This window comes from Priestia flexa NBRC 15715 (assembly GCF_001591565.1).
Lineage (GTDB): Bacteria > Bacillota > Bacilli > Bacillales > Bacillaceae_H > Priestia > Priestia flexa.
The window spans coordinates 119,124-133,025 of the sequence record NZ_BCVD01000001.1 but is presented as its reverse complement, the minus strand read 5'-3'; the positions used below and the strand labels follow the sequence as shown (position 1 = coordinate 133,025).

At 41.2% G+C, this 13,902-nt stretch carries 13 protein-coding genes; all 13 read left to right on the top strand.

Translation table 11 applies throughout. From position 1 onward, the window contains the following. The first annotated feature begins 145 nt into the window (after positions 1-145). The 13 genes from BFL01S_RS00660 (at position 146) to pyrE (ending at position 13,863) form a co-directional block, all read left to right on the top strand. Positions 146-439, top strand: a complete 294-nt coding sequence (locus BFL01S_RS00660) for a hypothetical protein (protein WP_061784610.1) — start codon at positions 146-148, stop codon at positions 437-439. 79 nt (positions 440-518) lie between these two features. Then, the gene (gene lspA / locus BFL01S_RS00655; RefSeq protein WP_025909058.1) at positions 519-989 is read left to right on the top strand and encodes a signal peptidase II; all 471 of its coding nucleotides are present in this window, start codon (positions 519-521) and stop codon (positions 987-989) included. After that, on the top strand, positions 986-1,900 hold the full coding sequence (locus BFL01S_RS00650) for an RluA family pseudouridine synthase (RefSeq protein WP_025909057.1): 915 nt from the start codon (positions 986-988) through the stop codon (positions 1,898-1,900). The genes lspA and BFL01S_RS00650 overlap by 4 nt, the downstream gene beginning before the upstream one ends. Before the next feature lie 191 nt (positions 1,901-2,091). Continuing rightward, positions 2,092-2,634: a bifunctional pyr operon transcriptional regulator/uracil phosphoribosyltransferase PyrR gene (pyrR, locus tag BFL01S_RS00645; RefSeq protein ID WP_025909056.1), complete on the top strand. Its 543-nt coding sequence runs from the start codon at positions 2,092-2,094 to the stop codon at positions 2,632-2,634. Between the two features lie 155 nt (positions 2,635-2,789). Then, on the top strand, positions 2,790-4,100 hold the full coding sequence (locus BFL01S_RS00640) for a uracil-xanthine permease family protein (protein ID WP_061784609.1): 1,311 nt from the start codon (positions 2,790-2,792) through the stop codon (positions 4,098-4,100). A 238-nt stretch (positions 4,101-4,338) separates the two neighbouring features. Further along, positions 4,339-5,277 carry an aspartate carbamoyltransferase catalytic subunit gene (locus BFL01S_RS00635; RefSeq protein ID WP_061784608.1) on the top strand — a complete coding sequence of 313 codons (939 nt, stop codon included), beginning with the start codon at positions 4,339-4,341 and terminating at the stop codon, positions 5,275-5,277. After that, positions 5,240-6,529: a dihydroorotase gene (gene pyrC, locus BFL01S_RS00630; RefSeq protein WP_061784607.1), complete on the top strand. Its 1,290-nt coding sequence runs from the start codon at positions 5,240-5,242 to the stop codon at positions 6,527-6,529. Before BFL01S_RS00635 ends, pyrC begins: the two co-directional genes overlap by 38 nt. Continuing rightward, a complete protein-coding gene (locus tag BFL01S_RS00625; protein ID WP_025909052.1) occupies positions 6,514-7,599 on the top strand; it encodes a carbamoyl phosphate synthase small subunit in 1,086 nt (361 codons plus the stop codon). The genes pyrC and BFL01S_RS00625 overlap by 16 nt, the downstream gene beginning before the upstream one ends. Next, complete coding sequence (gene carB, locus BFL01S_RS00620; RefSeq protein ID WP_025909051.1) at positions 7,599-10,811, top strand: carbamoyl-phosphate synthase large subunit; 3,213 nt, start codon at positions 7,599-7,601, stop codon at positions 10,809-10,811. Before BFL01S_RS00625 ends, carB begins: the two co-directional genes overlap by 1 nt. Then, a complete protein-coding gene (locus BFL01S_RS00615; RefSeq protein WP_025909050.1) occupies positions 10,808-11,581 on the top strand; it encodes a dihydroorotate dehydrogenase electron transfer subunit in 774 nt (257 codons plus the stop codon). The genes carB and BFL01S_RS00615 overlap by 4 nt, the downstream gene beginning before the upstream one ends. Further along, the gene (locus tag BFL01S_RS00610; protein WP_061784606.1) at positions 11,578-12,519 is read left to right on the top strand and encodes a dihydroorotate dehydrogenase; all 942 of its coding nucleotides are present in this window, start codon (positions 11,578-11,580) and stop codon (positions 12,517-12,519) included. The genes BFL01S_RS00615 and BFL01S_RS00610 overlap by 4 nt, the downstream gene beginning before the upstream one ends. Beyond that, positions 12,491-13,213 carry an orotidine-5'-phosphate decarboxylase gene (pyrF, locus tag BFL01S_RS00605; protein WP_061784605.1) on the top strand — a complete coding sequence of 241 codons (723 nt, stop codon included), beginning with the start codon at positions 12,491-12,493 and terminating at the stop codon, positions 13,211-13,213. The genes BFL01S_RS00610 and pyrF overlap by 29 nt, the downstream gene beginning before the upstream one ends. Beyond that, the gene (pyrE, locus tag BFL01S_RS00600; RefSeq protein WP_025909047.1) at positions 13,210-13,863 is read left to right on the top strand and encodes an orotate phosphoribosyltransferase; all 654 of its coding nucleotides are present in this window, start codon (positions 13,210-13,212) and stop codon (positions 13,861-13,863) included. Before pyrF ends, pyrE begins: the two co-directional genes overlap by 4 nt. Positions 13,864-13,902 lie beyond the last annotated feature (39 nt).

Below are 13,902 nucleotides of genomic sequence, written 5' to 3'. Positions count from 1 at the left end.
TTTTGGAAAAAAGACTGTACGAAATTCCCAACACGTATTGTTATGAGGTTTTTGAAGGAAGGAAAAACTTGTCGTGTTGCAATCGTCTCAATATCGGTAACGATAAAATCAATAAGATTGATTTCATCGATAAGGAGGCGGTTTAATGTACGAGCAGTACCTTTCAATTGGACAAGAACTATCAGTTATAAAGGAAGAACTACAAGAACGCCTAATTCAATATGATGGTAATACGAATGAGATGAAATATGAAGCCTATAAAGAACGATACGTTATTGATATGATTAAAGCAGATTTAAAAGATGTAGAGCGAGCTTTAGCAAAGCTTGATGTCGGAGCGTTTGGAATCGATGAAAATACGGGGGAACAAATGTGTATTCACAAATTAAAAGTCATCCCAACCGCCAGAACGGAACAAGATTTATTTGTTTTATGGTAAGAAGCGAGAAAAAATATAAAATATATGCTAAAATGCTGTAGTATGGATTCGTTTGACTTTACGGCAGGAGGAAACGGCTTTGTTTTATTATATGATTGCTTTGGCTATTATTATTTTTGACCAGTTAACAAAGTGGATTGTAGTTAAAGAAATGGAACTTGGTGAAAGTATTCCGGTTATTGACAACTTTTTGTATATTACTTCACATCGAAATAGAGGAGCAGCTTGGGGCATTTTACAAGGACAAATGTGGTTTTTTTATGTTATCACCATTATTGTTGTCATAGGGCTTATCGTGTATATTCGGAAGATAAATAAAGCGGATAAGTGGCTTGGAGTAGCGCTTGGACTGATGTTAGGTGGAGCAATAGGGAACTTTATTGACCGTGTTTTTCGCCAAGAAGTGGTGGATTTCGTTAATACATACATTTTCACATACGATTTTCCAATCTTTAACGTTGCGGATTCAGCATTGGTAGTTGGTGTTGGTATTATGTTTATCCTCACGTTATTTGAAGGAAAGCAAAAGAAGGAGAGCACGAAAGAATGAGCGTAGTTGAAATTGTTATTGAAGAAGGACAAAAAAGTGAACGTATCGATAAGGTATTAGCAACTGCTAATACAGAATGGTCACGTTCACAGGTTCAGCAGTGGATTAAAGATGAGTTTGCAAAAGTAAACGGCGATACGGTAAAAGGAAACTATAAATGTAAAGTTGGGGACGTTGTTACATTAGAAGTGCCTGATTTAAAAGAACCGGACATTGTTGCCGAAGAAATGGACCTAGATATTTATTATGAAGATGAAGACGTGCTAGTCGTAAACAAGCCTAGAGGTATGGTTGTTCATCCAGCTCCAGGTCATTATACTGGGACCCTTGTAAACGGCTTAATGGCTCACTGCAAAGATTTATCTGGCATTAACGGAGTAATGAGACCAGGGATTGTACACCGTATTGATAAAGATACGTCTGGACTGCTAATGGTGGCAAAAAATGATATGGCTCATGAATCACTTGTAAATCAGCTCGTTGCTAAAACAGTAACGCGACGTTACAAAGCGATTGTACACGGCGTTATTCAACATGATCATGGTACAATTGATGCACCAATTGGCCGCGATAAGCAAGAGCGTCAAAGTATGACTGTTACGGATGATAGATCTCGCGATGCCGTAACGCATTTTACAGTATTGGAACGCTTTAAAGATTTTTCATTAGTGGAGTGTAAGCTTGAAACGGGAAGAACGCACCAAATTCGCGTTCACATGAAGTACATTGGTTTTCCTCTTGCAGGAGACCCAAAGTATGGGCCAAAAAAGACGCTTCCTATTGAAGGACAAGCACTTCATGCTGGCGTGTTAGGTTTTGTTCACCCTCGTACAAACGAATATATTGAGTTTGAAGCACCTGTACCAAAAGTATTTGAAGAAATGCTGGAGCTACTTAAAAAAAGAAGTTGACAAGAAGTAATGAAACTGTCATACTGTAGATAACTTAATGAGAACCTTTAAAGACAGTCCCGTGAGGCTGAGAAGGAAACGTACAAAACGTGGGTTTTTTATACCCTTTTCTACAGATAAACGTAGGCGTTTTAATCCTCTCACCTTAGCGGTAGAGGATTTTTTTATGTCATAATTGGGGTGAAGAACAGATGAATGTAAAAGCAACTGTACTAGATGACCAAGCAATTCGTCGCGCATTAACAAGAATCGCGCATGAAATTATTGAAAAGAATAAAGGCATTGATAACTGTGTGCTTGTTGGAATTAAGACACGCGGAATTTATATAGCAAAGCGTCTAGCTGAGCGCATCGAACAAATTGAAGGAAAAACGCTACCGGTTGGAGAGCTAGATATTACGCTTTATCGAGATGATTTATCAAAAGTAACGAATAACGATGAGCCGCTTGTAAAGGGGTCGGATATCCCGACGGATATTACAAGCAAGAACGTCATACTGGTTGATGACGTATTGTACACGGGTCGTACGGTTCGTGCAGCGCTGGATGCGCTCATTGATATCGGCAGACCCGAGCTGATTCAGCTGGCTGTGCTTGTGGATCGAGGCCATAGAGAGCTTCCAATTCGTGCAGACTACGTGGGGAAAAACGTACCAACAGCGAAGTCAGAAAAAATTGCCGTTCAGTTAGCAGAAGTTGATGAACTGGACCAAGTAGCTATTTACGAAAAATAATATACACGCCCTTTTAAACGGTAGTCCCGTGAGGCTGCAAAAGGGGGAAACACTGCGTGAAGCGAATGATTCGTCATGTTGCTTCATGCTGTGGAAACCTCTTTGCGCACTTGTGTAAAGAGGTTTTTTTATGGGCGTAAAAGGAGAAGAGAAGAATGAAACAACAGATTGTACTTGATATACACGATCGACCAAGTCCGGTAAAATGGTTAGCCCTTAGTATTCAGCACCTGTTCGCGATGTTTGGAGCGACGATTTTAGTTCCGTTTTTAGTAGGATTAAGCCCGGCAGTAGCACTTGTATCAAGTGGAGTGGGGACACTGGCATTTCTACTGATTACAAGAGGGCAAGTACCCGCTTACCTTGGGTCATCCTTCGCGTTTATCGCACCAATTATTTCAGCGAAAGCAACGCTTGGACCTGAACAGGCCATGGTCGGTTGTTTCCTAGCAGGGCTAGTATACGGAATTGTAGCCCTTGTTATTAAAGGAACAGGAATTAACTGGGTTATGAAGCTATTGCCACCGATTGTAGTAGGGCCCGTTATTATTGTGATTGGCTTGGGCTTAGCTAACACGGCTGTAAGCATGGCGATGAATGATGCTGATGGGAATTATAGCAGTCAGTACCTGCTTGTCGCGCTTGTTACGCTCGCTATTACGGTTATTTGCTCAGTATACTTTAAAAACATAATTAGCTTGATTCCAATCTTCATTGGAATTGTTGGTGGCTATCTGTTTGCCTATACACAAGGCTTAGTAAGCTTAAAAGAAGTAAAAGAAGCACCATTCATTGCAGTCCCAGATTTTTATATCCCATTCGTGTCCTACACGCCATCGATTTCGCTAGGTATCATTCTAGTAATGGTCCCTGTAGCGGTAGTGACGCTTTCAGAACACATTGGACATCTGCTTGTGTTAAATAAGATTGTCGATCGTAACTACATCGAAAAGCCAGGTTTGCATCGTACGGTGTTAGGTGATGGAGTTGCAACGATGCTTGCAGGTTTAATGGGAGGTCCTCCGAATACAACATACGGTGAAAACATCGGCGTACTTGCAATTACAAGAGTGTTTAGCGTTTTTGTGCTAGGAGGAGCAGCGGTCATCGCCATCTTGTTTGGATTTAGTGGAAAAGTGACAGCGCTGATTTCGAGCGTACCTTCACCAGTCATGGGCGGTGTATCAATCCTCTTGTTTGGAATTATTGCCGCATCAGGACTGCGCATGATGGTTGACGGACAGGTTGACCTTGGAGATAAACGCAACTTAGTCATCGCATCCATCATTCTCGTATTGGGAGTTGGAGGAGCACACCTGGAGCTTTCTGAACAAGTACAGATCGATGGAATGGCACTTGCAACTATTGTAGGAATCATCTTAAACCTTGTACTACCAAAATCGAAAGAGCAGGAAGCTGTGACTTCAGAAGTAGAAGAAGTACAAGAAAATCAAAAAATTTCATAAACGCCTTTTAAAAGAAATCCAGAGAGGTTTCCAAGGGTGTAGTACAGCGCGTCAAAGACGATGCTTGTTTTCTCACACCCTTTCTATATCAAGAAAGGGTGTTTTTTATTCCACTTACACTGCTAAATAACGTTTAACAAGTTTAACTAACAATCAGTAGAGATGAAGAAAGTCTTCACTGATGGAAGTTCAATTTTATAAAAAGTGAATGAGATGAAACAAAATGGAGGGAATCGATATGAAACATTTAGTGACAGTCTCAACGCTAGAAGTAAATGAAATTCTACAAATCTTAAGTGATGCTGAAAACTATCGAGTAAATCAACGAGGGTGGTACCCGAAGGAAAAGATGTTTGTGGCAAACCTATTTTTTGAAGCGAGCACGAGAACGCGCTGCAGTTTTGAAATGGCTGAGCAAAAGTTAGGTTTAACAACCATCCCTTTTGAAGTGACAACGTCAAGTGTCCAAAAAGGAGAAACTCTTTACGACACCATTGAGACGCTAGCAGCAATTGGAGTTCAATCGGTGGTCATTCGCCATCCAGAAGATCGCTATTATGAAAAACTTCAAGAACAAGTATCGATTCCAATTCTTAATGCAGGGGATGGCTGTGGTCAGCATCCAACGCAGTGCCTGCTGGATTTACTCACGATTCAGCAAGAGTTTGGGTCTTTCAAAGGCTTAAGAATTGCCATTATGGGGGATTTGAGGCATAGTCGCGTTGCCCGTTCAAACGCTGAAATGTTAACAAAACTAGGCGCAACGGTTTATTTCGCTGGACCAGAAGAGTGGCGAGATGAGTCAAATCCATATGGTACATATATAGGCGTGGATGAGGCTATACAAACTGTTGATGTGGTGATGTTACTTCGAATTCAGTTTGAAAGGCATTCAAAGAACCACTCTACTTTAGAGGAAGAATATCACAGTCGCTACGGCCTTACGGTTGAGCGAGAGAAAAGTATGAAAAATGGCAGCATTATCTTACACCCGGCTCCAGTCAACCGTGGGGTAGAAATTGCGGATGAACTAGTTGAGTGTCAACGCTCAAGAATTTTTAAACAAATGGAAAACGGCGTTTACATCCGAATGGCTGTTTTAGCACGATCATTACAATCAGTTGAAAGGAGAATGAATGATGAAAACAATTATCAAAAATGCTACATGGTTAACTGAGGGAAAGCGTGAAAGAATTGAATTAAAGATTGAAAATGGCATAATCACTGAAATTGCAAGCAAAATTCCCGCAACGGATGAAGAGGTTATTGATGCAAACGGTCATTTAGTAGCACCAGGTTTTATTGATGTGCATGTTCATTTAAGAGAGCCTGGTGGAGAAAAGAAAGAAACAATTGAAACGGGAACGTTAGCAGCTGCCAAAGGTGGATTTACCGCAATTGCAGCTATGCCAAATACCCGCCCGGTACCAGATACTGTTGAACAAATGGAATGGCTGAATAAACAAATTGAAGAAACAGCCCATGTACGTGTGCTACCTTATGCATCCATTACAATTCGTCAGCTTGGAAAAGATCTTACAAACTTTGAAGGGTTAAAAGAAGCCGGAGCATTTGCTTTTACAGATGATGGTGTGGGTGTCCAGTCGACAGGAAAGATGCTAGAAGCAATGAAAACAGCTGCTGAACTAGACAAAGCAATTGTTGCACATTGTGAAGATAATGAACTTATTAACAAAGGGTGTGTACATGACGGAAAGTTTGCAAAAGAGCATGGGCTTAACGGCATTCCATCTATTTGTGAAGCCGTGCAGATTGCAAGAGATGTTCTACTAGCGGAAGAAGCAGGCTGTCACTACCATGTATGTCATGTAAGTACAAAAGAGTCCATTCGTACAATTCGCGATGCGAAAAAAGCAGGCATTCGCGTAACTGCCGAAGTAACGCCGCATCACCTTTTATTAAGCGAAGAAGATATTCCATCGCTTGATGCTAACTTCAAAATGAACCCGCCACTTCGCGGAAAAGAAGATCAACAAGCGCTAATTGAAGCGTTATTAGACGGAACGCTTGATTTCATTGCAACAGACCATGCGCCGCATACGGCTGAAGAAAAAGCGAAAGGGATGGAGCTTGCTCCGTTTGGAATTGTTGGGCTTGAAACCGCGTTTCCACTTCTTTATACAAACTTAGTTTTAAAAGGAGTCATTACATTAGAGCAGCTCATTTCGTACTTAACGAATAAGCCGGCAGAAACGTTTAAGCTTCCATACGGAACGCTTGAAGTTGGAAAACCAGCAGATTTGACGCTCATTGATTTAGAAACAGAAAGAAAGATTAATCCAGCAGAATTTGTATCAAAAGGTAAAAATACACCATTTGCAAACTGGTCTTGCAAGGGCTGGCCAATCATGACATTAGTAGAAGGTAAACAAGTATGGGAGGATGTTAAAGTATGCAACGTCAACTAATTTTAGAAGATGGAACAGTATTTATTGGAGAAGGATTTGGCAGCGAAAGAGAGATGACGGGAGAAGTTGTCTTTAATACAGGCATGACGGGATATCAAGAAATTTTATCAGATCCCTCTTACTGCGCACAAATCGTCACTTTAACATATCCTATGATTGGAAACTACGGAATTAATCGCGATGATTTTGAATCGATTGAACCAGCTGTGCATGGTTTAATTGTGAAAGAAGTTTGCGAAGTCCCATCAAATTTCAGAAGTGAACTTTCAGTTGATGAGTTTTTGAAACAAAAAGACATTCCTGGTTTAGCTGGAATTGATACGCGTAAACTAACGCGTAAAATTCGCCAGCACGGTGCGCTTCGCGGTCGAGTATGCGGGATGGACGTGAACGTAGAAGAGGTAGTTACAGGTCTTAAAAACTACAGCTTGCCAACAGATTCAGTTAAAAAAGTATCAACAACAAATGCATATCCAAGCCCAGGACGCGGTCAAAAAGTAGTACTAGTTGACTATGGAATGAAGCACGGGATTCTTAGAGAATTAACGGCTCGCCAGTGTGACGTCATCGTAGTTCCTTACAACGTGACTGCAGAAGAGGTTCTTCGCTTGAACCCAGATGGGATTATGCTGAGCAATGGACCTGGAGATCCAAAAGATGTGCCGGAAGCTATCGATATGATTAACGGAATTTTAGGAAAAGTACCTTTGTTCGGAATTTGTTTAGGACATCAATTATTTTCATTAGCCTGCGGAGCAGATACAGAGAAAATGAAGTTTGGTCATAGAGGTTCTAATCATCCTGTAAAAGATTTACGAACAAACAAAGTTGCTCTTACTTCTCAAAACCATGGCTATACGGTGCGTGAAGCATCACTAGAAAACACGGATTTAGAAGTTACGCATATCGCGTTAAATGATGGAACAGTTGAAGGAGTTAAACATACGAAGTATCCAGCGTTCACCGTACAATATCATCCAGAAGCATCACCTGGACCAGAGGACGCAAACGGATTATTTAATGAATTTATGGAACTTATGAAAAACAATCAGAAAGTAGGTAATTGCTAATGCCAAAACGTCAAGATATTCAAACTATTTTAGTAATCGGATCAGGTCCAATCGTCATTGGTCAAGCAGCAGAATTTGATTATGCTGGTGCACAAGCATGTATTGCATTAAAAGAAGAAGGGTACAAAGTTATTCTTGTAAACTCCAACCCTGCAACGATTATGACGGATTCCGAGATGGCAGATAAAGTATATATCGAACCTCTAACGGTTGAGTTTGTAAGTTCAATTATTCGTAAAGAGCGCCCAGATGCGTTACTCCCAACACTTGGAGGACAAACGGGACTAAACTTAGCTGTTGAGCTTCACAACACAGGTATTTTAGAAGAATTTAACGTTGAAATTCTTGGTACAAAGTTATCAGCTATTGAACAAGCAGAAGATCGTGAGCAGTTCCGCTCTCTAATGAACGACCTAAACCAGCCGGTTCCAGCAAGTGAAATTATCCATACGCTTGACGAAGCATATTCATTCGTTGAACAAGTAGATTATCCAGTTATTGTTCGTCCAGCATACACGTTAGGCGGAACAGGCGGCGGTATTTGTCATAATGAACAAGAACTCATTGAAATTGTCACAAGCGGTTTGAAAAACAGTCCGGTAACGCAATGTCTATTAGAAAAAAGTATTGCTGGATTTAAGGAAATTGAATATGAAGTAATGCGTGATGCAAACGATAATGCAATTGTTGTATGTAACATGGAAAACTTTGACCCAGTAGGGATTCACACGGGTGATTCTATCGTTGTAGCACCAAGTCAAACGTTAAGCGATCGTGAATATCAGCTATTACGAAATGCTTCACTAACGATTATTCGAGCATTAAAGATTGAAGGTGGATGTAACGTTCAGCTAGCGCTGGACCCAGAAAGCTTTCAATACTATGTCATTGAAGTAAATCCGCGCGTAAGCCGTTCTTCAGCACTTGCATCGAAAGCGACAGGATATCCAATTGCAAAGCTAGCAGCTAAAATTGCTGTTGGATTAACTCTAGATGAAATGATGAATCCTGTTACAGGAAAAACGTATGCATGCTTTGAACCAGCGCTTGATTACATCGTATCAAAAATTCCACGCTGGCCGTTTGATAAATTTGAATCAGCTAACCGTAAGCTTGGAACACAAATGAAAGCAACAGGCGAAGTAATGGCAATTGGTCGTACGTTTGAAGAGTCACTTCTAAAGGCTGTTCGTTCGCTAGAAGCAAATGTTCATCACTTAGAGCTTAAAGACGCGCATGAGTTTAGCGATGAAATCATTGAAAAGCGAATTCGTAAAGCAGGCGATGAGCGTTTATTCTACATCGCTGAAGCGATTCGCCGCGGCGTAACGATCGAGCAGATCCACGATTGGAGTAAGATTGACTTATTCTTCTTAGTGAAGCTTGAACGAATAATTGCATTTGAAGCTGTGTTAAAAGAAGAGATTCATAATATTGAAGTGTTACAGAAAGCAAAAGAAATGGGATTTGCAGATGATACCATTGCGAAGCTGTGGAATCAATCAGAGCGTGAAGTATATGATTTCCGCAAGCAAAATGGCGTAACACCAGTTTATAAAACAGTTGATACATGCGCAGCAGAGTTTGAATCAAGCACACCTTACTTCTATGGGACATTTGAAGAGGAAAACGAGTCAACCGTAACGGAGCGCAAGAGTGTGATGGTATTAGGATCTGGTCCGATTCGTATCGGTCAAGGAATTGAATTCGACTATGCGACGGTGCATTCCGTATGGGCAATTAAAGAGGCTGGTTACGAAGCAATCATTGTTAACAACAATCCAGAAACCGTTTCGACTGACTTCAGTATCTCAGATAAATTATATTTTGAGCCGCTTACGGTAGAAGATGTAATGCATATTATCGACTTAGAAAAGCCAGAAGGTGTGGTTGTTCAGTTCGGTGGACAAACAGCTATCAATCTAGCAGAAGAGCTTGCAGCAAGAGGTGTAAAAATCTTAGGAACATCTCTAGAAAGCTTAGATGCAGCCGAAGATCGTAAAAAGTTTGAAGCAACGCTCGCTCGATTAGATGTACCGCAACCCTTAGGTAAAACTGTAACTTCAGTTGAAGAAGCAGTCGTTGTTGCAAGTGAAATCGGCTATCCAGTTCTTGTTCGTCCTTCTTATGTACTAGGTGGACGTGCAATGGAAATTGTATACAAAGAAGAAGAGCTGCTGCATTACATGAAAAATGCAGTAAAAGTACACGCAGACCACCCTGTTTTAATCGACCGTTACTTAACGGGTAAAGAGATTGAAGTAGATGCAATCTCTGATGGTGAAACAGTGGTTATTCCAGGAATTATGGAGCACGTAGAGCGCGCAGGTGTCCACTCAGGTGATTCAATTGCAGTCTACCCTCCTCAAACATTATCAGAGGAAGTAAAAAACACGATTATCGACTATACAACAAGAATTGCGAAAGGCTTAAATATTATCGGACTGCTGAACATTCAGTTTGTTCTATCAAAAGGGGAGGTTTATGTACTAGAAGTAAACCCACGCTCAAGTCGTACGGTACCGTTCTTAAGTAAAATTACGCGCATTCCAATGGCTAATGTTGCGACAAAAGTGATTTTAGGAACAAGCCTAAAAGATCTCGGCTACGAGTCTGGTCTACATCCAGAAGAAGAAGGCGTGTATGTAAAAGTACCGGTGTTCTCATTTGCGAAGCTACGCCGTGTTGATATTACGCTTGGACCAGAAATGAAGTCAACGGGTGAAGTAATGGGACAAGATTCTACGTATGAAAAAGCTCTTTACAAAGGCTTAATTGCGTCGGGAATGTCAATCAAACCATACGGCTCAGTACTGATGACGGTAGCAGATAAAGACAAAGAAGAAGCAACAGAGCTTGCAAAACGCTTTGCCAATATCGGTTATCAAGTTATTGCAACAGAAGGAACAGCAGAAGTATTCGAAAAAGAAAACATTCGCGTGAAAGTGGTAAACAAAATTCACGACCAAGATCATAACCTACTTGATGTCATTCGCACAGGTGAAGCGCAGCTTGTGGTTAACACATTAACAAAAGGTAAGCAACCGGCTCGTGATGGATTTAAAATTCGTCGTGAAGCAGTTGAAAATGGCGTACCTTGCTTAACGTCACTAGATACAGCAGAAGCAATTCTACGCGTACTTGAAACAATTAGCTTCCACACCGTACCGATGAAAGAAGCGCGCCCAGCTCGTGAGGTGACAACTGTATGAAAAAACATGAAATGATGCAAGTCGTCAAGCAGCGTCCTTTAACTCATAACGTTTACGAATTAACACTGAAAGGCGAGCTTGTTCGTTTCATGAATGAGCCTGGTCAGTTCGTTCACATTCGCGTTGAGAATCAGTATTTACCCCTTCTAAGAAGGCCGATTAGCATCGCTGAAATTAACCAACATGCAAATGAGTTTAAGATGATTTATCGTGCGGAAGGTGCAGGAACAAAGCTACTTGCTAGCAAGCAGTCAGGCGAAGCAGTAGATGTGTTAGGACCTTTAGGTCACGGGTTTCCGACAGATGTGCTAGAAAGTGGGAAAACAGCTGTATTGGTAGGTGGAGGGATTGGAGTTCCTCCTCTATACGAGCTGTCCAAACGCTTAATGGCAAAAGGAATCAAGGTTGTTCATGTACTTGGATTTCAGTCAGCTGCGGATGTGTTTTATGAAGAAGAATTTAACGAACTAGGAGACACGCATATTGCAACGGTGGACGGAACTTTGGGTACAAAAGGGTTTGTAACGGACGTAATTGATCGACTTCAACTGCCGTACGACACGATGTTTTCTTGTGGCCCAACGCCCATGCTACGTGCTTTAGAAGCAAACTATAGCGATAAGCCCCTTTATATTTCATTAGAGGAAAGAATGGGCTGTGGAATTGGAGCTTGTTTTGCATGTGTATGTCGTCAAGCTGAAGAGTCTAATGCATATAAGAAAATTTGTAGTGATGGACCCGTTTTCCAAGCAGGGGAGGTGCTTTTATGAACATGCTTCAAACGAAATTACCAGGATTAAATTTAAAAAATCCCATCATGCCAGCTTCGGGATGCTTTGGGTTTGGAAGAGAGTATGCACAGTTTTATTCATTGGATACGCTTGGAGCTATCATGATTAAAGCTACAACTGCGGAAACAAGGTTTGGAAATCCAACACCGCGCGTGGCAGAAACCCAAGCAGGGATGCTAAATGCAATTGGATTACAAAACCCAGGGTTAGAAAAAGTTATGTCAGAAGAGTTAGTATGGCTTCAAAAATACGATGTACCCATTATTGCAAACGTTGCAGGTGCATCTGTTGAAGAGTACGTAGAAGTGGCAAAGAAGATTTCAACTGCTTCAAATGTAAAAGCATTAGAGTTAAATATTTCATGTCCAAACGTAAAAGAAGGTGGCATCGCTTTTGGCGTTGATCCAGTGATTGCTGCTCGCTTAACAAAAGCGGTAAAAGAGGTATCGGAAGTGCCTGTATACGTTAAGTTATCTCCGAACGTGTCAAATATTGTAGAGATGGCTACAGCAGTAGAATCAGCGGGAGCAGATGGATTAACGATGATTAATACGCTTTTGGGAATGCGTCTTGATTTAAAAACGGCACAGCCGGTGTTAGCAAACGGAACTGGCGGATTATCAGGTCCGGCAATTAAGCCAGTAGCTATTCGTATGGTGCATGAAGTGAGCCAAAAAGTAAATATTCCAATCATTGGAATGGGTGGAGTGACGACGGCTGAAGATGCGCTGGAATTTTTATACGCAGGTGCGAGCGCAGTTGCAGTAGGAACAGCAAACTTTGTAGATCCTTACGTCTGTCCAACTATCATCGATGAGCTGCCAAAATTAATTAATTCTTTAGGGTATGAGCATGTATCTGAATGTGTAGGAAGGAGCTGGAAAAAACATGAAAAAGCCGTTTATCATTGCTCTTGATTTTTCATCACTTCATGATGTGAAAAATTTTTTAGCACCGTTTCAAGGAGAGTCTCTTTATGTGAAAGTAGGAATGGAGCTTTTCTATAAAGAAGGGTTAGCAATCGTTTCTTATTTAAAAGAGCAGGGACATGAAATTTTTCTAGACTTGAAGCTTCATGATATTCCGAATACAGTGAAAAATGGAATGAAATCATTGGCTTCTCTAGACGTTGATTTAGTGAACGTTCATGCGGCCGGAGGTACACACATGATGCAATCGGCTCTTGAAGGGCTGGAAGCAGGTACTTCTGCTGGTAAACAGCGCCCGCTATGCATCGCAGTGACTCAGCTCACAAGCACATCTGATACAATGTTGAAAGAGCAGCAGCTTATTACACATTCAATGCAAGAAGTTGTAACACATTATGCTTCTCTTGCTCATCAAAGCAAATTAGATGGTGTGGTATGCTCAACTCATGAAGTGCCAAGCATACGTAAGGCTGTAGGTAAATCGTTTTTAACCGTAACGCCTGGAATTCGAATGGCGCTTGATTCAAATGATGATCAAGTACGAGTAGCAACACCTGAGCTTGCGAGAGAATACGGAGCAAGTGCTATTGTAGTAGGACGCTCTGTGACAAACGCAAGCAATCCAGTAGCAGCTTATTACCAAATGTTAAAGCAATGGAAAGGGGAGCATGTATCACAATGACAAACTTACGAAAAGAAATCGCCAAACAACTAATTGATATCCAGGCAGTTAGCCTTCAACCAGATCACCCATTTACATGGGCTTCTGGAATTAAATCTCCCATCTATTGTGATAATCGCCTAACGCTATCTTATCCAGGTGTTCGAAAAGAGATTGCTAAAGGTTTGCAAAGTTTGATTAAAACATATTTTGCAAATGCAGAAGTAATTGCAGGAACAGCAACGGCTGGAATTCCACATGCAGCGTGGGTGAGCGAAGCGCTTGAGTTACCGATGTGCTATGTTCGCAGTAAAGCGAAGGGACATGGTCGTGGTAACCAAATTGAAGGAAAAGTAAAAGAAGGTCAAAAGGTCGTTGTAATTGAAGACTTAATCTCAACTGGGGGCAGTGTTCTGACAGCAGTGAATGCGTTAAAAGAACAAGGCTGCAACGTACTGGGTGTCGTATCTATCTTTACATACGAACTGGAAAAAGCGCGTCAGTTATTTAAAGAAGAAGGTTTGCAGGTTTACTCATTAACGGATTATTCAACGCTTGTAGAAGCGGCAAGTGAAGCAGGATACATCCAGGAAGCTGCAATGAAAAAGCTCTTTAAATGGAGAGAAAACCCTTCAGATCCAGCTTGGATGACAGCTGAAGAAACGGTTTAACCTAAATGAAAAAGCGTGTCCATGATATGACGGACACGC

What these genes read in the sequence shown, in the direction of transcription:
- pyrC (WP_061784607.1), top strand. Translation starts at nt 5,240, where the DNA reads ATGAAAACAATTATCAAAAATGCTACATGGTTAACTGAGGGAAAGCGT.
- BFL01S_RS00650 (WP_025909057.1), top strand. Translation starts at nt 986, where the DNA reads ATGAGCGTAGTTGAAATTGTTATTGAAGAAGGACAAAAAAGTGAACGT.
- BFL01S_RS00615 (WP_025909050.1), top strand. Translation starts at nt 10,808, where the DNA reads ATGAAAAAACATGAAATGATGCAAGTCGTCAAGCAGCGTCCTTTAACT.
- BFL01S_RS00625 (WP_025909052.1), top strand. Translation starts at nt 6,514, where the DNA reads ATGCAACGTCAACTAATTTTAGAAGATGGAACAGTATTTATTGGAGAA.
- carB (WP_025909051.1), top strand. Translation starts at nt 7,599, where the DNA reads ATGCCAAAACGTCAAGATATTCAAACTATTTTAGTAATCGGATCAGGT.
- pyrE (WP_025909047.1), top strand. Translation starts at nt 13,210, where the DNA reads ATGACAAACTTACGAAAAGAAATCGCCAAACAACTAATTGATATCCAG.
- BFL01S_RS00635 (WP_061784608.1), top strand. Translation starts at nt 4,339, where the DNA reads ATGAAACATTTAGTGACAGTCTCAACGCTAGAAGTAAATGAAATTCTA.
- pyrF (WP_061784605.1), top strand. Translation starts at nt 12,491, where the DNA reads ATGAAAAAGCCGTTTATCATTGCTCTTGATTTTTCATCACTTCATGAT.
- BFL01S_RS00640 (WP_061784609.1), top strand. Translation starts at nt 2,790, where the DNA reads ATGAAACAACAGATTGTACTTGATATACACGATCGACCAAGTCCGGTA.
- BFL01S_RS00610 (WP_061784606.1), top strand. Translation starts at nt 11,578, where the DNA reads ATGAACATGCTTCAAACGAAATTACCAGGATTAAATTTAAAAAATCCC.
- BFL01S_RS00660 (WP_061784610.1), top strand. Translation starts at nt 146, where the DNA reads ATGTACGAGCAGTACCTTTCAATTGGACAAGAACTATCAGTTATAAAG.
- pyrR (WP_025909056.1), top strand. Translation starts at nt 2,092, where the DNA reads ATGAATGTAAAAGCAACTGTACTAGATGACCAAGCAATTCGTCGCGCA.